Origin of the sequence: Streptomyces sp. E11-3, assembly GCF_046540415.1 — a bacterium.
Taxonomy (GTDB): domain Bacteria; phylum Actinomycetota; class Actinomycetes; order Streptomycetales; family Streptomycetaceae; genus Streptomyces.
Window position 1 is genome coordinate 1,703,909 of sequence record NZ_JAZGRL010000002.1, and the last position, 20,806, is coordinate 1,724,714.

Genomic DNA, 20,806 nt, shown 5'->3' on the forward strand with positions numbered 1-20,806 from the left:
CTCCTTCATCGTGTCGCGAGCAGGCCGAGGAGGAACGCTCTCAAGTCGTCGTCCTCGTACCAGTCGCCGGTGAACATCGCCTGCAGGGACCGGGCGAGGCTGTCACCCGTGTCCGGCTGTGTCTGCTGGTGCAGGAGACGGCCCAGGGCGCTGTGATCGGACCTGCGGGCGCCAGGCCGCCCGGTGTGTGTCCGGGTGAACCAGAATGCTCGCTGCGCGGCATCGAGGTCCGGCTGGTGCCTGGTGAGGTGCTGCGCCAGGGTGTACGCGGCTGTGCCCAGTCCTTCGTCTCCGAGGTCGGCGATCGTGGCGCGGCGCGCGTCTGGCTCGTAGCGGCCTGCGTCGCCGTCCACGGCCGTGAGCCTGCGCCCGTCGGGCGTCGCGAGCCAGTCCCTGGGGATGAGTCGCTGCACGCCACGCACGGCACGCTCGGCGTCCGGGGTGGTGTCCGGGCCGAACACGATTCCTGCGTTGCCCTGGGGGCCGAAGTCGCGGATGCCGGATAGGGCTGCTGCCACGGCGTCGGGCACCGCGGCAGCGTAGCGGGCGCGCAGGTCCTCCCACTCGCGGCGGGCGGCCGCGGCCTCCATGCGGGCGGCGGCGATCTCCACCTCGACGTCCGGGTCCTGGATGGTGCTGCTGGTGCGCGCGGCCTGGAGGTTGAGCAGGCGCCGCTCCGTCGCGGCCACGTAGTCGTCCGCGTGCTGGAGGATGCCGTGCGGATCGCCGCCGAATTCGTCGCCGAGTACATCGGCCAGACGGCGGGTCACCTCCACGTCGACGTCGGCGCCGGCCGCCCGGAGCGCGGCCATGTGCCGCAGAGCGGCCAGGCCGGGGCCGCCGTCGGCAGCGCGATCCGGCACCCACCGGGTCTCCCCCGAGCGGCCGGGGAGCCTGCCCGCGACGAGCCGCGCCCACGTCGTCGACTTCCACCAGGAACCGCGTCGGGACGTCTGTCCGAAGCGGCCTGGCTCGGGAAGCAGGCCCGCCCACTGAGAGAGGCGCGCGGCCAGCGACTCACCCTCAACGTCCGGGAGATCGAGCGCGGCGTGCAGTCGCGCCAGGTGACGGGACTCCGGCCAGTTCCGTACGCGGCCCACCAGACGGCGCAGGAACGCGTTCAGACGGGACAGCCGGTCGCGGCTGTTGCGCCACAACTCGGCGATCTTCCGGGCGGCGGCCTTCACCAGTTCGACGAATCGGCGGCCCAGGTGCCCGAGCACGGCGATCACTTGGGCGAGGAGTCCGGACTGACGGGCGGTGGTTGGAGCCGTGGCCGCCGCCCGTCGGACGATCCGCTGGGCTGTGGCCTGCCGGGTGCGGTCGAGCTGCCCGGTCAGGAGCCGGGCGAGGGCATCCGTGTCTGTCGGGTCGGCACCGTTCTCTTCGAGCTGTCGCAGGAGGGCGCGTACCGCGTCGTCCGCGTGCGTGGTGACGGCGGTCGTCGTGTCGCTGTCCGGTGTCCCGGTGGCGCGGCGCCGTGCTGGGGTCTCGACCTGGTCCGGGACGAGCCGTAGCAGGTCGGCGGCGCGCTGTGCCAGGTCTTCGTTGCTCTCGCCGGGGAGAGGTTCGAGGTCGTTGAGGGTGCGGAGTGCGGCCCGGACGGTCCGCTCGTGCGCCTTCTCGCGGGCCCGGCGCAGGCGCTGCTGGACGGCGGCGCGGTCGCGGCCGGTGATGCCCGCAGCGTCCAGGGCAGCGCTCGCCTCTTGGCGGGCGGCCTGCCGTGCGTCGCTCAGCGCCTCGGGAGTCAGGCGCCGCGCGATCTGCTCGCGTAGCGCGTGGATGCCGTCGGGTGGCTCGGTTCCGGCAACGGCCTCGTCGATGATGCGCGTGGCCACCGTGCGGCTGTGGTCCCCGACTATCCGGTCCCGCACGGTCGCAGCAGACGGGTTCGGGGCGCGCGGCGCCGGGGTGGGAGCCGGGTTCGGGGCGCTGTCGTTGGTGTCCGGGGCCGGTTCGGGGAGCTGCCACACAGGCATGGCTGCGTGGACGATGCGGCGCTTCCACTGCCGGTTCTCGTCCTCTAGGAGCAGACTGCGTACGCCGCCGGGGCCTTCCTCTACGTCAATGACGCGGAAGACATGGACCTCGTCGCTGCGGCGCACGTCCGGCATGGCGATGATGTCGCCTTCGCCGATCTGCGCGGCATTGGAGGGGCGGGGCCGGTCGAGTCCTTCCGGTGCGGTTCGGCTGGCAGCGTGGTCGAGGTGGTCGGCAGCGCGGAGCGCGGCCCGTCCTTCGGTGGTGGCCGGGTCCGCGTTCGCCCGGAGTTGGGTGGCAAGGGCGGCAGCCTGCTCCAGTGTGACGGGAAGGTCGGCTCCGAGGCGGGCGGCGGCCTGCTGTGCGTCCGGGTCGTCTTCGGGGCTGTCGCCCTGGTCGGCGATGGCGTTGCGGTCGGCCGGGGTGAGGTCCGGGTCGACCGTGGAGCCGGTGACGGGGTCGATGGCGGGCAGCGGTTCGTGCACCGTTATCTCGTCGTCGGGGGTGGGCGCGTCGTCAGGGCCGAGGTCCGGGGCAGCGCCGTTCGGCCCTTCGGCCTTCTGGACGACGGCTGTGGCGTCCATGTCCATGGTGCCCAACTCGCCAGTCGATGTGTCGACATAGTCGATGGTGACGCGGTCGCCGTCGCGGCTCGTGTCCAGGATCTCAACGGTGGTCGGTGTGCCGTCGAGGTCGAGCACGATGATGTCGCCCTTGGTGATCTCGTCGGCGCTCTGATCGGTGATGCCGGTGATGGGCGCGGTCTGTGCAGTGTCGTCGCGGACCTCACCAGCGACTCGGAGGCCCACTGCGTCACGGGTGATGGTGCCGTCGGCGGTGGTAACCGTGATGCGGTCGCCGTTGACCTCGTCGACAGGACCGAGGAGAGCGCCGTGCTCGTCGGAAACGACGTGGCCGGGACGGACCCGCTGCCCCGTGGAGGTCCAGCCTGCCGGGCGCCGGTCACTGGTGTCGTCCACGGTGAGGGAGGTGGGCGTGATGCCGGTGTCAGTGTCCCCGTCGCGCCAGCGTACGGAGACGGTGGTGTCGGTGACTGCGGTCACCGTGCCTTCGCGGTCGCCGGTGCCGGTGACGCGGCTGCCGGGGAAGAGACCGCGGCCGCGGGTGTCGGTGGCAATGGCATCGGGCAGGCCGCCGCTGACGACGTCGCCCTGGGCGCCGCTGGCTGGGGCTCCGGGGGCGGCGGTGTCCGGGGTTTCAGCGCGGGCGGCGCTGGCATTGAGCGGGGTGTAGACGGTGCCACGGCTGCCGGTCCTGCCGTCAAGGCTCTCGCCGATCGCCGTACGCCACATGTCCTCGGTGCGGCCCCGACGGGTCACGGTGACGCGCTCCGGGGTGCTGAGGACGTATCCGGCGCGGGTCACCGCGCGGCCGCGACGGGTTGTGCCGTCGATACGCGCCATGTCGCCGGGCTGGAGCTGGTCGACGCTGGCCCAGTGTGCTGGCTGCCCGCCGACGGGTTCCGGCTCCGGGCGGGGCTCGGGCTCCGCCGTCTCCTCGTCGGTGCTGTCCGTGTTCTGTGTCGGCTCCGGCTTGGGGCGGGGCTTGCGGGCCTGGCCGGTGTCCGGAGTGGTGTCATCGGTGCTGGTGCGCGCGGCTGACGAGTCGTTGCCGCGATTCGCCTCGGGGGCAATACCGGGGTCCGCAACGCTGTCGCCGCGCGGCGCCTCCGGGACATCCGGCGCGATGTCTGACGGGCTCGGCCGGTCGGCCGAATCCGTACGCAGGGCGGCGGCGTCACTCCGGGCGGGTTCGGGCACGTCGTCTACGGCGGGCGCATCCGGGACGGCGTTAGCGGCGGGTGCATCCGGGGCCTGTCCGTCCGGCTCGTCGACGCTTGCCCGCGGGGCGGTGCGGTCCTCGTCGTCCGGGGCGAATCCGTCGCGCAGGTAGGACGCCCAGAAGGACCGGTTCTCGAGGTTCTTGAGCGTGTCGCGGTCCTGCCGCTTGCCCTGGGCAGCGGCCAGGGTGCCGCGCAGCCACTGGAACTCGTCGCGGGCGTGCTCCAAGTCCTGCTTCAGGTCCCCGTTCGTGGTCTGCTGCGTGCGGAAGGACTCAACGAGCTGCACGAGTTGGTCGTACCGCTCCTTGACCGCCCGGTCCTTACTGAGACTGGCGGGGAGTTCCGGCAGCTCGGGGTGGCGGCCCGCGAGGTGGATCGTCACCGCGTCCCAGGTGTCCTGGTCCGGGCTGGTGGCGTCGACGGGGTTCTGCAGGGCGCGGACGACCAGGTTGGCGACGGCCAGGTCCCGGCTGCTGGAGCGGCTGTTGTGGTCGTGGCTGATGGTGAGCAGCGGGGTCGCGTCCCACGTCGGCTCGCGGTCATCCGAGCGCCGGTTAACGCTGCGCACGGTGCCGATCCGGCGGCCGTCCATCCACACGTCGAAGGTGCCGTTGCCGGAGGCCGGGCGGAGTTCGGCGCGAGCGGCGAAGGCGCGCACTTGGTCGGCGCCGCCGAAGCGGATAGCCCCGTCCCCTTCGCTCTCCGGGGTCAGGGTGAACGACGGCAGATCGATGCCACTGGCCGTGGGCCCGTTGGCGGTGGCGTCGATGGCGGCCGCGGTGAGGCGCTGCTCTTCCTCGTACTGGTCGCGCTCGATCTTCTCGTCGGCCCGGCGCTTCTGCTTGAACTGGTTGTACGTCAAGCGGCCGCCGTTGTTGTCGAACCACTCGATGAGTTCTTCACTGGCGTAGTCCCGCCACCGGCCGAACCGGGACAGGTTGCCGCCAGAGAACAGGTCACGCTCGCTGACAGGCGGCAGTCGCCTGCTGTTCTTGCTGAAGAAGTAGCCGTTAGTGGCGTCGATGGCGGCGGAGTACCGGGCCTCGTCGAGATCCTGGAACTCGCGCTGCAGTCGCTCCTCGCGAGTCTGCGGGCGCCGGGTGACGTCCGTGGTGCCGAAGGTGAGCGCGGCGTCCATCGCCTCACCGCGGCGCCGGACTTCTTCGGCGTCGGCTGCGGGCGTGGCCGGGATCGCGTCGCGAAGGCGCTGATCGGCCTCGTCGCGCCGGTCCATCTCCTCCGCGACCCGCATCTGGTCGTCCTCGGAGAGGCCCTGTCCCCACGCGGCCGCGAGGTCGTCGTCGGTCATGCTGGTCAGGTCGTCAGGGAGTGTGGCGACCGGCGGGGCTGCCTCCGGGGAGTCGTTGGTGCCGTCGTGGTCGTCCTGGAACAGGTCGCGCGTGGCACGCAGGGCCTCGGGCAGCGTGCGGCCCTCGCGGTCGCGCCACTGGGCGATGGCGTCCGGGGTGAGGGGCTGGTGCCAGTCGATGGCCTGGCCGTCCGCGTCGGGGGTCATCTCGAAGAGGTCGGCGAGGTCACGGGCATCATCAGAGTCGTGAGCGGTGAGGACGATCTTCCCGAAGCGGCCGCCGTTGCGGGCCTGCGCGAACTGCCACCGCCGTACCCCGCCGGGGGTGTCGGCGGGGTCGTCGGTCCAGGTGACCAGCCCGCCACCGGAAGACAGGGTCAGCGTCGGGTTGTCCGTGAGCTGCGCGAGGAACGCGCGCCGCTCCGGGGTGTTCTCCTCTGCAGTCAGCCGGTCGCCGCGCCGCCATGCCTCGCGCAGGTCGGCCACGGTGCGGGGCGGCTCACGGTCGGCCATCCCACCGTCGCGGCCAGAACCGTCTCCGCCGCCGGTACCGGCCGGGATACGCGGTAGGTTCGGCAGGCCGAGCCGGGGCAGGCTGGGGCCGCCCAGCGCGCCGGGGCCTTCTCCGCCCGTGCTGCGCTCTCCGCGACGACGACGCCGATCACGGTCGTCGCCGCCAGCCTGGGCATCGGGCTTGTTCGCATCCGCGCTGCCCTCGCCACGGTCACGGTCCGGGGCATCCGAGAGTTGCGGCCCGCCGCCAGCACCTTCTGGCTCCCCGCTGGGCGAGGCACCGTCCGCGCCCGTGCCCCGGTCACGACGGTCCCGCTCGTCATCACGCCGCTCCTCGTCCGGCCGCCGCTCGTTGTCCTGCTGGTCAGGCTCCGGCGTCTCGTCGCGTGCGGTGTCCTCGCCCTGGGGCGCCGGGGTGTCGTTGGCGTCATGGTCGTCTCCCGTGTCGCCTTCGGGAGCGTCGCCGTCGCGGAGGTCGGGCGTCGGCTGCTCGTCGCGGTCGTTGTCCGGGATCTCCTCATCCGGGTGCCGCAGGCGGAGCTCGGCGTCGCGGCTGTAGAACCGCTCCTGACCATCGCCCGTGACAATCCGGACGCGGCCCCGTCCTGTGACCTTCGGAGGTTCGGAGACCGTGTGCGTACGGCCGTCCGTGTCGGTGTACCGGTCGCCTTCCTTCAGGTCGGCGGGGTTGCGCATCTGGACCGGACGCAGGCTGCTGGTGTCGCGGCCCTCGTTGTCGGCGAACATGTCGGGCGTCCCGAACTGATCGTCGGGCCGGTCGAGCGGGTTGTCCGGATCGGCGACCGCGGGGGCCTGCGTCTCCCGCTCGTCGACGTCGAACAGGCCGCCCTCCGGTGCCGTGGGCTCCGGCTTCTTCGGCTCGGTCTTCGGCCCACGCCTGGCGCGACGGTCCTTCTCCGCCTCCAGTACGGCCATGCGGGTGCGGTCGGCGCCGGTCAGTTCGCCATCGGCCATCTCCCGCTCCACCAAGGCCACGATCTCGTCAGCGATCTCCTGATCGGTCATCGCCGACGGCGCCTTGGTGCCCTCGGGGCGGATGGCGTCGAGTTGCTGGGTGACCTCGCCCTGGTCGAGGGCGACCGTGTCGTCCGAGTCTGCGGTGTCCGCCTCGGGCTCGTCCGGAGCGTCGGCGCCCCCGCGCGCGCTGGTCAGTTCGTCCGGCTGGAAGGTGGCCCGGCTGGGGCCATTGCTCACGTTGACCGAACCGTCGGAGTTCTCGCTGTTGACGTACCAGCCCTGCTCGTCGGGATCGGTGACGGGCTCGCCGAACTTGAAGCGGCCCGCGATGAGGCCGCCTCCCTGAGCCGGTGCCGACCGCTCGGCGCCGTCTTCCGCGGGGGACTCATCGCCTGAGGCAGCGGGCACCGGGGGCACATCGCGGCCGCCGTCGTCACCGTCGCCTGCGTCCACCGACCTGTCCGGTACATCGGCGTTGTCGGCACCGGAGGGCTCACTCTCGGGCCGGAGGCTGCCGAGGGTCTGGGAGACCTCCTGGGCCGAGAGCCGCACCCGGTCCTGCTCCGGCTCATCCGACTCTTCGGCGCGCTCGGGCACGGGGTTCTCGCGGTCGAAGTCGTTGAGCCTGCCCACCGCAGAGTCAACACTGACCTGGAGCGGGATGCGGGCCTGGCGGCGCTCCTCGACGATCTCCCGGCGGCGTGACTCGCGCTGCCGCTTATCGAGCCGCGCCTTGGCAAGCTGCTGCTCAAGTTCCTCTTCGTCGATCTTAGGCAGCTTGTCGAGGTCGGCGATCCTGCCGACCACATCGTCCAGCAGGTTCGTGCGGGCCCGCGCGTGCTCGATCTGCGGGGTCAGGTCCGCGGCGGCCTGAGCCGACTGCAGGAGGGCTATCTGTTCGTCGAGTTCGGGCATCCGGGCCCGGTCCGCCTGCTGGAGCGCAGGCGCCTTGTCCAGAGCGTTGGCGAGCCGGGTGATCATGCCCGACCCGGCACCCTTCTTCTTCAGGTCCTCCGGGCCTCGCTCGAAGTCGGAGCGGGCGAGGTCGGGGAAGCCGACGTACGCGACGAGCTTGCCGTCCGCGCGACGCTCAGTGCGCACGCCGACGTCGAGGCCGCCGAACTGGCCCAGGACCTTCCACGGGCCCATGCCATCGCGGTCGTGCTCCAGGAGCTGGGTGGTGACCTGCCGGTGCAAGGCCGCCGCGGCGTCGGAACGCTCGGTGTACGGCAGTCCGCCGAGGTTCATGGCGAAGGAGTCGCGCACGTCGCGGATGCGGGGCAGGGCTTGTTCGCGGCGGGTGATGCCGTCGCGGGTGTCGGCGAGTTCCTGCTGAAGATCGGCCAGAGTCTCGTTGCGGCGGACGCGTTCGGCAGCCTCGTTGTGCTGGTCGATCTCCAGGTCGCGCAGCGTGCGGCGGGCCTTCATGAGCTGGCTCATGAAGGGGTTGCCGCCAATCTCGGCTTCCATCGTCTCGTAGTCGGGGTAGTCGACGTCGAGTTCGGTGACGGTGTCGCGGGTGTCGCTGTCGGCCATGTCCGGGCGCTGGATGTCCACCAGGCCCTCGGCCTTGGCGGCGACGAACCCGGCCTTCCAGCCGTCGAGGCTGGCCTTGGTGGCGAAGATGTCGATCTCAAGCTCGGCGTTCTGGTTGCCGTAGCGCAGGCCGCGGCCGTTGCGCTGCTCCATCTGCGCGGCGCCCCAGTCGAGGTCGACGTGGGTCAGCGACACCATGCGGTTCTGCACGTTCATGCCGGTGCCGGCGACGGTGCTGGAGCCGATGAGGACGGCTATCTCGCCGTCGCGGGCACGGCGGAACAGTTCGGCCAGTTCCTCGGGCTTGCCCGACTTCTTGTGGTCCTGGACGAACGCGATCTTCTCGGCCGGGATGCCGCCCGCGACCATGAGCCGCTTGAGTTCGGCGTAGGCGTCGAAGCCGCCCCGGTTGTTGCCGCCCGGCACACCCTCGTTCAGGAAGATCATCTGAAGGGCGCCGGGGGTCTCGTGGTCCTCGGTGCTGCCGTAGTGCGTCTTGTAGACGCGGTCCTTGTGGCGGTGGTAGCGCTCGGCGTGCTTGGTTGCGACGGCGCGCAGCTTGTTGCCCGCCTGCGCCTTCGGGTCGACGAGCCGCGGGTCCAGGGCGACGCTCGTGCCCTCGCCCGAGACGGCGAGCATGTTGTCCTGCGACCGGTCGACGTCTCCGTTGTGGATCGCGCGGCCGCGGGCGACGAGCTTCTTCAGCCGGGCCGTCTGGTCCTTGGTCGGGTCGACCATGACCAGGTTGGGCCCGCCGCCAGTGATCTTCGGGCGGGGAATGCCGACGTCGTCTGCGCGTTTGGTGTCGGCGACCAGGCCCCACATCGTTTTCATCGCGCGGCGGTTGTGGAACTCGGCGAACCGCTCCACGATCCGCAGACCGGAACCGTCCGGGGCGTTCTCCACGCGGAGGGTCTTGCGGCCGAACGTTGCTGCCCACAGGTCCGGGGCCCCCGCCTTGTATGCGTCCAGGACCCACGGGGCGGCCAGGGCGAGCATCGTGTACTGCTCGGTGATCGAGTTCGACAGCGGCGTTCCGGTGGCCAAGGTGACTGTGGCGCGGCCAGCGCGGCGGCGGTGCAGGTCGGTCAGCTTCTGGTGCAGGTCGATCCCGCGGATGGACGCGGGGTCGCCGCCGCCCTCACGGGAGCGGAAGCCCACGCCCTTGTACCGGTGGGCCTCGTCGACCACGGCGTAGTCGAATCCAAGGTCGTCCCAGTACGTCTGGCCGGGCGTGCGCATCGCCGCCGCGTTCTTGCTGATCTTGTTTTGGACCGTCGCAATGCGCTGCTCGATCTTGGCGACGATGAACGGGTGGCCGGGGTTGTCCGCGTCCTCGTACTGCCGGTCGAGCTGTTCGCGCAGGGCCTCCAGCTCGCGGAACTCGTACTCCTCCTGCGCCTCCGGGCTCATCTTGATCGACCCGAAGGCGGGTTCGGTGAAGATGACCAGGTCCGGCTTGTTCGCGCGCAGCCACTCCAGCGTGCTGTCGCGGCGGCCATCGGCGAGGTCCGCCGACGTGATCAGGTGGATCTCGGCGTTGGGGTAGAGGAACCGCGCCTCGTCGTGCCACTGCTGCGCGAGGTGATCAGGGACGACGGCGAACGGCTTCTCGATCTGCCCGGAGGCCCGCAGCGCCTGCGTGCCCATGACGAGCGTGGAGGTCTTGCCCAGACCCACCTCATGGGCCAGGACCACAGACCGCTCGAACTGCATGCGGGCGCCGCCGGACAACTGCCACGCGTGCGGCGTACGGTCCGGGGTGAAGCCCTCCAGCGACGGGCTCATGCCGTCGTACGAACGGACGACGTGCCCGTTCATGATCTTGTTGTAGGAGTCGGTCAGGCGCGTGAGCCGGTCGGCGCTGGCTGTCGCGTACTTCGCGAACTCCGACCGCATCTGGTCGGCCTTCTGCCGGACCAGGCGGGACGTTTCCTCATCGACGTCCCGGCGCTTGTCGTCCCGGTAGACCGTCAGCGAGCCGTGACCGAGGATCGCGCGGGCGATATCGACGGCCGGCTTGCCCTTGGTGCCCTTGTCCTCGTTGGCCGCGACGCCGTACATGACGTTGTTGGCCTGCGGGACTTTGCCCGTGTTGAGAATCCAGCCGTAGCGGTCGTCGTGAGCGACGCGCAGCGTGCGGTCGCCCAGGTAGTCGCGCAGGAACCCCTGAAGCAGCTCGGGCGGCGTCCAGTGGGCGCCCATCTCCGGGGTGAATTCGCCGATGGTGCGGTCGGTCGGCTGGACCGCTTCGAGCGCGGCCACGTTGACGGCGAACGCCGGGTCCTTCTCGGCTGCGCGGCGCGCGGCGTCGAGCTTGTCGCGGACGGGGCCGGACAGGTAGGCGCCCGCCAGCTCCAGGCGGCCGGTGGACGGGTCGGTGAAGACCTCGTTGCCGAGGGCGCGCACCGCGTCCTGCGGGGCCATATCCAGCAGTCGGGACACTTCGCCGAGGTCGACCTCACCAGTCGCGGCGACGACCGCGGCCAGGGCCGCCTTCGGGTCGTCGGTGCGGGCGAGCGGCTGACGGCGGGCGGCGGCGCGCTCGGTGAAGACGCGGGACAGGATCGGCTCTTGCTTGTCCGGGTCCCACCGCTCCAGTGCGAGCACCGACCCGGCGTCCGGGTCAGAGCGGAAATAGCCCCACGCGGTCGGGGTGCGCTCCCCCGTCCCGTCCGGCCGGGTGCCGATCTTCATGCTGCGCACCTGGCCCGGCTTGGACAGGGGCCCGTACTTCTCGACGTACGCCGTGTGCAGGTCGCGGAGCTGGGCACGCAGCTTCTCGGCGCGGTCGTCCTCGTCGTTCTTGCGGTCCAGCTCGCGCAGTTCCGCGGCGGCGTCGCGGAGCTGCATCAGAGCGCGGAGCTGGCCGGTGCGGCCGTCGGACGGTTCGACCGCGACCGGGCTGCCGCCGTTGACGTGCTGGTAGAGCTGGCCGTCGTCGCCCTCGTAGAGGCGGCCGGTCCAGTCGTTGGCGTGCTTGTCACGGGCGGTCTGCAGGAGTACCGGCGGCCGGTCGTCGCCGTCGGGGTGCGGCTGGTAGCCGTTGCCGTCGGCCACGGCCTTGGCGGCGATGCTTTTCAGGGCATCACGGAGCTGGCCGGAAGCCCTGGCCGCGTCGCCCTTGACGGTCAGGCGCGGCCCGTACGGGGACGACTCGGTGGCCAGGTCACCGAGGATGTGCTCGGGGTGGTCGGTGAAGTACGCGTTGACGTGCTCGCGAACATCGCCGATCTTCCGCTCAGGGGCGTTGAGCCATGACGTGTCGGCCGGTTCCTCGCCGTCGGCGCGGCGCCGCAGCACGAGGACATCGGTGACGACGCTGGTGCCGGCGTCGTTGAAGACACCACTCGGCAGGCGAACGGCGCCGATGAGGTCGCCGTACTTGGCGATCTGCTTTCGGGCCTTGTCGCCCTCGGAGTCCAGGGTGTGCCGTGAGGTGATGAGCAGCGTGATGCCGCCCGGCCGGGTCAGCGCCAGCTCCTTGGTGATGAACCCGTTGTGCAGCGACTCGGCCGGGTACCGCTTGTCGCCGAAGGGCACGGACGCGAACGGAACATTGCCGATGCTCGCGTCGAACGTGCCGGGGTGGGCGTCGGTCTCCGCGAAGTTCTCGTTGAGGACGTTGGCGTCCGGGTAGAGCGCCTGCGCGATCCGCGCGGTGGTGGGGTCGAGTTCGATGCCGGTGAGGCGGGCGCCTTCCGGGGAGACACCGAAGAACGTGCCTGCGCCGGACCCGGCCTCAAGGACCTCGCCACGCTCGAAGCCCAGCGCCTTCAGGCCATCCCACATCGCCTCGGCCATGGGCTGCGGCGTGTAGTGCATGGACAGCGTGCCACGGGACGCCTGCCGCCACTCCAGCGGCGTCAGCTCCTGCTGGAGCATCGTGCGCAGGTCGCGGTACTCCGCCCAACGGGCGAAGTCCTGATCGAACTTGCCGTAGCGGGCGCCGCCCTGCTGGTAGCGCGGCTCCTTCTCGTTCGGCTCGGCCGCGAACAGGACCGGAACCGAGCCCCACCCGGACCAGCGGGCGAGGGTGCGCTTCTCCTTGTCAGTGGCCGGGCGGTTCTCCCGCTCCAGCCGCTTCAGGACCCGGATCGCCTCAACGTTCGCGGCGGCTCGCTGGACCGGGCCCTTGGTCGCAGCGTCGGCCGGGTCCGGCCGAAAGCGCGGTACTACATGTCGTACACCGCGTCCCTCATCGCCTGCAGATCCCGCATCTCCGGACTGAGCGTCGGCGTCTGTTCGGTCTCCGGCTCCGGCTCCGGCAGCAGATCCCGCAGCACCTGATCCGTCGCGCTCGCCCGGATCTGCTTGATCTGGCCCGCCCGCTCCGCGTACTCCGTCGCCGCCGGAACTGTCTGCTCCAGCGCTTCCTCGGCCACCAGAATCGCCGTCTCGATCTCCCTGCCCTTGTTCAGGAAGAACGTCTCCGGATCGGTCATCTCCGCCAGCTCCCGCGGCCGGTGCCGGGTCCAGTGATCCCTGGCCACCTGGCTGTAGATGCTCACCATCAGCCCCTTCGTCTGTTCCGAGAGCCGCGCGCAGGGCTGCCTGCTGCGCCTCGATCTCCTGGCGGGAGATGACCTTGCGGTCGTCGTCCCCGCCATTCTTTCGTACGTCCGTGCGCTGCGCGTCAATGGCGTGCAGCGCGGCGTTGATGGCCGCCAGCCGAGTGCGGGCCTTGGACCGGTCCGAGGAGTCCAGTTCGCGGTCCGAGGCCCGCAGCATCATCTCGCGGGACAGTTCCTCGGTGACGCGGTGGAACTCGGCGAGCAGGCCCTCGGGCACGTCCAGGTTGGCGCCCTTGCCGATCTTCCCGGTAATCGGGTTGGTGTTGTCCGACCAGCCGTAGCCGTGGCCCTTGAACAGGCCGTAGAGGGTCTGGCGCTCCTTGCTTGCCGACGGGAAGGCGTCGGCGCGGCGGGAGGACTGGTACAGCTCGAAGAACATCTTCGGCACCCACACGCGGCGTACGGAGCCGTACAGGCGCACCGGCTCGGTGTCAGGGTCGGTGTCGTAGCTGTCGACGATTGCGGCCAGGGCCTCGGGCATGCTCCCGAACGCGCCCAGGACGCCGCCGTGGCGCTGGCGTTGCGCGTTCCACCCGGCCTTGTGGCCGCCCGCGTACGGGGAGTCGTGCGCCTGGTAGCTGACTTGGCCGTAGTGGTTGCCGTCGACTTCGACGGAGGCTCCGTACGAGCCGTTCAGCGGGTCCTCGCGGGTGTCTGCCCGGTTGACCTTCTGCTCGCGGCCTTCTGTGCCGCGGCGGTTCTGCTCGTCGAAGAGGGCCTTCAGCCGCTCCTCCAGGGCCTCCCGCTCCCGGCCGCTGGTCAGGTTCCGGTTCTTGTAGAGGTCCCGGAACGCCTTGCCCAGATCCGCGTCGCTCAGCTCGGCTGGGTCGGGCCCGTTGCGGTAGACGTCGGCCTTGCGGTTCTGCCGCTCCTCGTGCACGGCCTGCCGACGGGAGGACAGGATCTCGTTCTGCTCCGGGCCCAGGCGCCGCAGGCGGACCGGAAGGTCGTGGAACTCCTTCCCCAGCGCGTCATCGTCCAGCTCCTGGACTGGCGGGCGTTGCTGGATGTCGCGGAGCTTGCGCCCTTGCTGCTCGGTCTCCGCGTCGGCCAGGCGGCCGGTCAGGTCGTTCCACAGATCCCGCTCCGGGGCGAGATCGTCCTCTCCATGGATCGAGCCCGACGGATTGTGTACGCGCTCCCGAGCCTTCAAATCGTTGATGTGTGCCCTGAGTTCGTCGTCGCCGAGGCCCTGTGGCTCCCCGGCGTGGGCGACTAGCTCGGTGGTGCGGCGGCGACGGTCGGCGTACAGAGCCCGCTCGTCGTCGTTGAGATAGTCACCGCGCCGGGAGCCGTAGGTGCCGCGGTCGCTCTCCGAGCGGCTGATGGCCTCGGCGAGATCGGCGTCGCTCAGGGCGGCCGCGCGGTCCTGCGGGCTCGACTGCGTCTCAGGTTCGTCGCGGCTGGTCTCGTCGTTCTGGGCGATGCGGCGCCGGTCGAGTTCGGCTTCGACCTTCTGCAGGGCGGCGCGCGCCCGCTGCTTGCGGGCCGGGGTCGTGGCGACTTGGGCGTGGATCTTGAGGTTCTCGCGGTGTCCGCGCAGGTCCGCGTCGAGCATGGCGCGGAGCTTCTTGGTGTCCTCGTCGAGTTGTTCGGGCGCATCGCTGCGGTGGTTGGTGTCCTCGTCAGTGATGCGCACGTTGCGGCCCTGGCGGACGAACGCGGCGAGGACGTCAGCGGCCTTCTGGTCCCGTGTGCTGGGCTTCCAGTTGGTCCCGGTGATGTGGGCCTGCTGGACGGGCGACCACTTCATGCCGCGTGCGGCGCCCAGGGCACGCTCATCGTCTGAGTTGCCCTTGACCGTTCCGCGGATGGCGAGGACACGCTTGCCCTTGTGGGTGGTCCATGCGGCGTGGACGCGGTCGGCCTTGGCCGGGTCGGTGGTGGCCAGGTGGTGGCGGGCCATGATCTCGTCAGCGCGGGAGAGCTGGTCACCGATGGGGATATGGATGCCCTCGACCGTGGCGTGCCGGTCACCGTAGCTGCCGACCACGCGGCCGACGCGCTTGCCGTCCGGCCCGTACACAGTGACGTGCCCGGAGGACCAGGTCGTCCAGTAGCCGTCTACGCCCTCGACAGGCTCAGCGTCTCCCGGCACGCCCTCTGGGCGGCCTTCGGCCGTCGGCTCGGAAGTCCCGTCCGGCTGATCACTCTTCTCCGGCGTCGGTGCTGTCTGCTCGTCTGGGGTGTCCTGTGCCTTGGGCTCCTTGACCGGCGCCTCCGGCGTGACGGTGTCCGGGGCAGAGGCCGGCTCGGCGGGCTCGTCTGATTTCGGGGCCTGTTCGCCTTCGTCGTCGAAGGGGCGGCGGCGCAGCGTCTCGGCCAGCCGGTCGGTGGCGATGCTGTGCTTGGGCGGGTGTTCCTGGTCCCACAGGGCGCGGGCGGCTGTCCATTCCTGGTGGTAGTCGCGTCCCTCAGCGGAGCGCCACTTCCTGCGGTGCTCGGCGAACTTGGGGTCGGAGAAGTCGAGCGGGTTGCCGTCCTTGTCCTTGAGCGTGCCGACGATGTGCTCGGCGAAGCCCTTGGCATCGCTCTGCCGGTCGAACCACCACGGCATCCGCTGGCCGGTGCTGGTGGCGTACAGGTACCAGTCGCCGTCGAGTCGGCGGGCGACGAACTGGCCGTCGCCGACGAGCTTGAGGCGCTGCTCCTTGACCAGGTCGTCGAGTTCGCGGGCGGTGCTGCGGTCCTGTTCACTTCCGGAGGCGCGGAGGGCTTCGGCGCGCCGGGTCCAGCTGTCGCGAACCTGCTGGAGTGTGGTGAAGCGTCCACGTGCCTGGGGACGTCGCCGCTTCGGCTCGGGGGCCTGCGGAGTGTCGCCGCCGGAGCGGGAGGAGTGAAAGTCTCGCACCGCGCGGCGGATGGCCTGTTCGGCGCCTTCGCCCTTGGTGGAGCGCCAGGTCGGGAACCAGTCGCCGATCCTGGGGTCGGAGAAGTCGATCGGTTCGTTGAACTCGTCCGGCATGATGTGGCCGTTGCGGACGTGCTCGTTGATGTACTCGGCCGCGCCCTCGGCCTCCTGGCGGGTGGTGAAGTCGCCGACGTCGAGGTAGCCGCCGGTGCCGGTAGAGGTGAGGTACCAGCGACCGTTGGCGTCATCGCGGGTGGTGACGAGACCACCGGACGGGGTGATCTGCAAGTCCTCGTCACCGGCCAGTCGCCGCAGTGCCGGGGCGTTCGCGCCAGGCTGCTGGGCACGGTCAAGGAAGTGCCGTCGTACGGACGCGGTGTCCTTGAAGCGGGCACCGTCCTTGGCCTTGCGGTTGGGCAGGGCCTCTACATCGACATCGTGGCGCCCGTCCTCGGGCTCGTCCTGGTCGTCGCCCTCGGGACGGTCACCAGCGTCGTCGCCGATGTCGTTGCCCTCGTCGTCGGCGGTGTGCGGTTCATCAGGGGTGTCCGGATCGCCGTGGTCGTCGCGGGACAGGCCCAGGCCGCGCCGCCCATCCTGCTCGCGGCGGGCGTCTTCGGCTTCGACCTTTTGCTGGCTGTTCGTGGGGGAACTGCCATCAGGCCGGGCCACCATCGTGATCCAGCGGGCGCTGGTGCTGTGGCGTCGCCCGGTGTACGTGCCATTGGCCGCGCGGTCCTGTACGAGGACGCGGTCGCGTGGGAGGGCACGAAGGACGCGGGCGAGTTTCCCCGACCACAGCCTGGCGACACCGCCGGTCTCGATGAACCTGCCCTTCGAGTCCCGAGGGTGAAGGGCAGGGTTCCACGGCCGTCGTACGGACTTGGTCTCAAGCGCGCGACTCAGGCCGACCGAGCAAGCGGTGCGATTCAGCATGGCGTGGACCATGCGCACCGCAGGTGGTTAGCGTCGCGCGCTGACTGCCCCCAGTCTGATCAAGATCGTTTGTGGTGATCTGAGCCAGGCCCCAAGGTCCGGCTACATCGTCTCGGTGAGGATGTGGATGGCGAACCAGGCCGAGAAGCCACACCAGCCGACAGCGAAGACCGCGCGCCCGGCCTTGGAGGTCCGGGTGCGGAACAGACGCCGGACGTTCTCGGAGAGAGTGTCGCCTTGCCGCTTGTTGACGAGGGCGATCGTCTCGAAGACAGCGAACAGACACGTCCAGGCGAACCAGATGGCAGGCCACATCAGAGGGATTCCTTGGTGTCGGGGCCGGTGCGGTAGTTCAGTCGGCAGCGGCAATTGATCGTGAGGGCGAGAGGGGCGAACGGGTCGCCGGGGTATCGGAGGGTGGAGCCGTCGACGGCATACGGGGTGCCGGCGGGCAGGGTGGTGCCGTCCAGAGACTGGTGTGTGGGCCGTACGCGGTCGTCGCCGCTGGTGACCCAGGTCCGTAGAACTGAAGGGCCGGACGCCTCAGCCGCGGCGTCGGCGGCTCCGTTGACGGTGACGACAGCGCAGGACTCGGCGAGCTGTGCCACGAAGTCCGGGGACGCCACGCGGTAGAACTCAGTGACCGTGTCGATCAGATCGTCGAGAGTGCCGGGATCACGCTGTTCCTCGTCGACCGTTGCGGCGAGATCGGCGAGCAGCCCAGTGACCGCCTGTCCGGCCATGGAGGCGGCGGTGACCGCCGCGCCTGCCGCTGCCGGGGAGACCGCAGCGTTCCCACGCAGGGCCCGGCCAACAGATGCTGCGACGGTGGCGGCGGCCTGTTGGAGGATCGGGACGAGGGTGCTGGTGGTCTCCTCAGCCCACCGTGCTGCGCCGACGACGCGCGCGCTGTCGATCAGGCCGTCGCCGTGGCGTAGGTCCTCGTCGCCGTCGGGCTCCCAGTACCGGGTGTGCTTACGGTGCTTGGGGGCGCGCAGGCGGGCGGTGATGACGCCCTGTTGCCGGGCCAGAAGCGCTGTGAGCGCGGCTCTGACGGCGGCGGCCACTGCGCCGAAATCACTGTCGGTGACCTCGTAAGCGAGCTCGCCGCCGGAGGGCAGGGCCTTGCCTTCGAGGTCGGAGCGCGCGGCGCCGACAGCAGCAGCGGCATCCCCCGTCATGCTCGTGCTCGGGGTGGCGGAGCGGGCGGCGGAGACATCATCCGCAGCATCGCCGGGCAGCGTGAGCGGGATACTGCCGCGGGCCTGATCGACGGCGGCCGCGGCCGAGTCGCCGTCCGTTCCACCTGACGCTCCGAGCGCTGCCGCGACATCGTCTGCGGCGGCCTCCTCCGGCGTCTGCTCGCGGGCTTCGGCGACGGTGGCAGCCGCTGTGTCGCTTGCAGCACCGGACGGTGCGAGGGCAGGCGGCGGACCACCAGCGCCCGGCAGACCGCCCGCGGCCGCCGGGTCCTGGGCCACCCCGAGCGCGGCCGCGTCCTGTTCGTTCGCGGGCACCGGCGCCTTCTGCGGGCTGATCCACAGGGCGCGGGTATGAGGGACCTGGAACGGGCGGCGCCCGGCGATCTCCCGGTACTCGTCCACCGTGATCAGCCCGGCGTTCCACTCTGCTCGGGCCTCTTCACGGCGCTGGCGGCGCGGGAACTCCAACGCCTCCACGGTCGAGGTGTTGAAGCGCAGGGACCAGCCGTCGTCCAAGTCCAGGTCGAACGCTGACGCAATCAACGAGAGGTGGGGCAGCTCGGTGTGCTGCCAAAAGTTCCACTCCTCGCGGTCAGCATTGGCGTACGTCCGCTCCGAGGCGTTGCCGACGACGCTCTCCGGGACACCGAACGCCGACAGGATCTCGGCCTTGGACGTCTGCGACAGCGACTCGTAGTTCATATCGCGCGGCCGCGTGCTGGTGTCGACGTAGTTCAGACCGCCGGGCCCGCTGCCGACCACAACGGTTTCGCCGGCGTGCTGCGCGCCGGGCGCGAGCCGCTGCTGAATCCGGTCGATCTCGCGCTGGTCGAGCCCGTCGACGTCGATACCGACGATCCCCGACGGCCTCGCATCGTTGTCGATGAAGCTGATGTTGTAGGTCCGGGCCTTCACATCCAGGTCGACTGACAGGCCCGCGGCTTCCAGCGGCGTGACACCGCAGAAAGGGTCGGTCGGGTGCGGGTCACGCAGCCACACGACGCGGCTGGGCGCCAGCTCGCGGACCCGCCCGTCGTACGTCGTGAACTCGAAGTGCGAGACGTAGTCGCCGTGCGGGTCGGGTACCGGTTCGACGCGGCTCGGCGGCAGAAGGTCTAGGCGAGTGATCGTGCCCGCGCGGCTGCGGGTGATCTCGACGAACACGCCCTTCTTCGACAGCAGCAACTGCGCGCTGAGCCGCTTCTTGAAGACGTCGGCCCGCTCCAGCGGGTTCGCCTGCACATTCAGTACGTGCAGGAGTGGGTGGTCGGTCAGGGTTTCCGCGAACTGCCGCTCGTCCCCGCCACGGCCGAGCTCGACGATGAGCGCGCCAGGGTGCTTGGAGATCGCTTCGACGGACTTGAACGTCCAGATAGACCGCTCGTAGCCCTCGGTGATCACACGGTCGAGGTCCCAGCCTGCGGCACGGCCCTCGATGCCCCACATGGTCGTGGTGCCCGCGTACGTCATGGAGACGTAGCTGCTGCCCATCGGCCCCGCGGACTTCTCCTCCACGGGCGTCGGCACTGCCGTCGTGCTAGGCACGAACAGGCGGCGGAGGCCGGGCAGGAACTGGCGCGGCATCAGGCGCCCTCACTGGCCAGCCACACGCCTGCCGCGATCAGGCCCGCGCCGACTTCAACCCACCCCAGGGGCGGGAAGTACGTGAAGGCACAGCCGACGGCGACTCCGGCCACGATGGTGCTGACGACGCAGGCGACGATGCGCGAGACCGTGCTCCGCGGCGGCGCCGGACGGAACGCGATCACGGTGCCCACCGCGGCCGCGCCGGTGCTCAGCAGCGGATGAACGGTGCCCAGCGCGACGAGCACGACAAGGGCGCCAGCAGCGACGAGGAGAAGTCCAGTGACTTCACGGGCGATGCTTCGCGGCGAGGGTGTCTCAGGCGGTGTACTCACGGCGCGCACGATGGGGACGGCGCCTAGTTAGTGTCGCGTGCTCACTCAGCGGGGGCGGCTGACCCCGGCCATGTAGGCGCCGATACCCCGTCGCTGAATCTTCTGGCTGGGGATGACCTTGGCACCCTTCGGGGGCGGCGGAACCTTGCGCTTCTTCCGCCTCGACTGGTCACCGCCGATCAAGTGGCGGTTGTCTACCTTCTCCTCGCAGTCCTGTCCCTTCACCTCGTCATACGGGCGACGGCAGCCCCTGCAGTACACCTCCAGCGCATCGACGCGCTGTCCGGCGGCTGCCTTGAAGGAGCCCCGGAAGTCAGCGATGCTCGCGATGCGCGGTTCCACCTGGACCTCAGCGGCGACGACCCAGATGTGGGATAGGTCCTGGGGTGGCTCAGCGGGCTCGACCAGAGGCGCGGGGGGCGCTGCCTTGGCCTCCGCCTTCGGTGCCGACGACGGCCTTGGCGGGAACAGAGGTTCCTGCCAGAAGGCCCGGCCCGTCGCCGGTGAGAGAGGAGCAGTAGCAGTCGTCACCCATTCCTCCGCGTCGCTGTGGTGATGGGGGTTGACACAAGGCCAACCCTCTTTTCACAGCACGGAACGTCGGCAACGGCAGATCTGTTACAGGCTTCCGCGACACCGTTAGTTCACTCTTGTACAAGGTCGCTGGCAACTCCGGTCGTTTGCCACCCAAGACCCAGGCCGTGGCACTTCAACGCTACGCTCGGGCCATGATCGACAAGAGAGCAAGTAGACGGTGGACCGTCGCTGTCCTAACCGCCTGCGCGGTTCTCGCCTCAGGGTGCAGCACGGCCCCGGTCCACACCGATGAGCTGCCCGGCGTGTACCGAAACGACGAGACCGGCGGCGAGATCCGGATCGATCCCGACGGCACGTTCTCTGCCACTGACATATCCGCAGCCGAGGCGACTCTGGGTGGAAACTCCGAGAAGCCCCTCGACTTCGGCGGCCAGTGGGACTTCACCTGCGCCCGAGTGGGCTGTGACTTCATCTACCTGGAGGTCGATAACGGTGAACTCAGCGCGGACGTCGACATCCAGCTATACCTGAGCGACCGGGTGACGGTTGCCGGCATCAAGTTCTACTCGCCCGGTGAGGTGACGGTGTATCTCCACCCCGATGTGGACGGCCCGCCGTCCCTGGAGCTCACCAAGGTGGCCGCGTCGTAACTCCTGCATTCCGATTC

6 protein-coding genes are annotated in these 20,806 nt (G+C 70.3%); 1 reads left to right on the forward strand and 5 read right to left on the reverse strand.

Annotated elements, in window-relative coordinates; all coding sequences use genetic code 11:
• Window positions 1–5: 5 nt before the first annotated feature.
• The 5 genes from U9R90_RS26830 to U9R90_RS26850 form a co-directional block, all read right to left on the reverse strand.
• Window positions 6–16,481 (reverse strand): hypothetical protein, encoded by a 16,476-nt coding sequence (locus U9R90_RS26830; RefSeq protein ID WP_411059248.1) that lies wholly within the window; start codon window positions 16,479–16,481, stop codon window positions 6–8.
• Window positions 16,482–16,583: 102 nt separating this feature from the next.
• Window positions 16,584–16,796 carry a hypothetical protein gene (locus U9R90_RS26835; protein ID WP_411059249.1) on the reverse strand — a complete coding sequence of 71 codons (213 nt, stop codon included), beginning with the start codon at window positions 16,794–16,796 and terminating at the stop codon, window positions 16,584–16,586.
• Window positions 16,796–19,267 carry a phage portal protein gene (locus tag U9R90_RS26840; protein WP_411059250.1) on the reverse strand — a complete coding sequence of 824 codons (2,472 nt, stop codon included), beginning with the start codon at window positions 19,265–19,267 and terminating at the stop codon, window positions 16,796–16,798. The genes U9R90_RS26835 and U9R90_RS26840 overlap by 1 nt, the downstream gene beginning before the upstream one ends.
• On the reverse strand, window positions 19,267–19,602 hold the full coding sequence (locus U9R90_RS26845; RefSeq protein WP_411059251.1) for a hypothetical protein: 336 nt from the start codon (window positions 19,600–19,602) through the stop codon (window positions 19,267–19,269). The genes U9R90_RS26840 and U9R90_RS26845 overlap by 1 nt, the downstream gene beginning before the upstream one ends.
• Window positions 19,603–19,647: 45 nt before the next feature.
• A complete protein-coding gene (locus tag U9R90_RS26850) occupies window positions 19,648–19,944 on the reverse strand; it encodes a hypothetical protein (protein ID WP_411059252.1) in 297 nt (98 codons plus the stop codon).
• 386 nt (window positions 19,945–20,330) lie between these two features.
• Between U9R90_RS26850 and U9R90_RS26855 the strand changes: the two genes are divergently transcribed.
• Complete coding sequence (locus tag U9R90_RS26855) at window positions 20,331–20,789, forward strand: hypothetical protein (RefSeq protein ID WP_411059253.1); 459 nt, start codon at window positions 20,331–20,333, stop codon at window positions 20,787–20,789.
• Window positions 20,790–20,806: the final 17 nt, after the last annotated feature.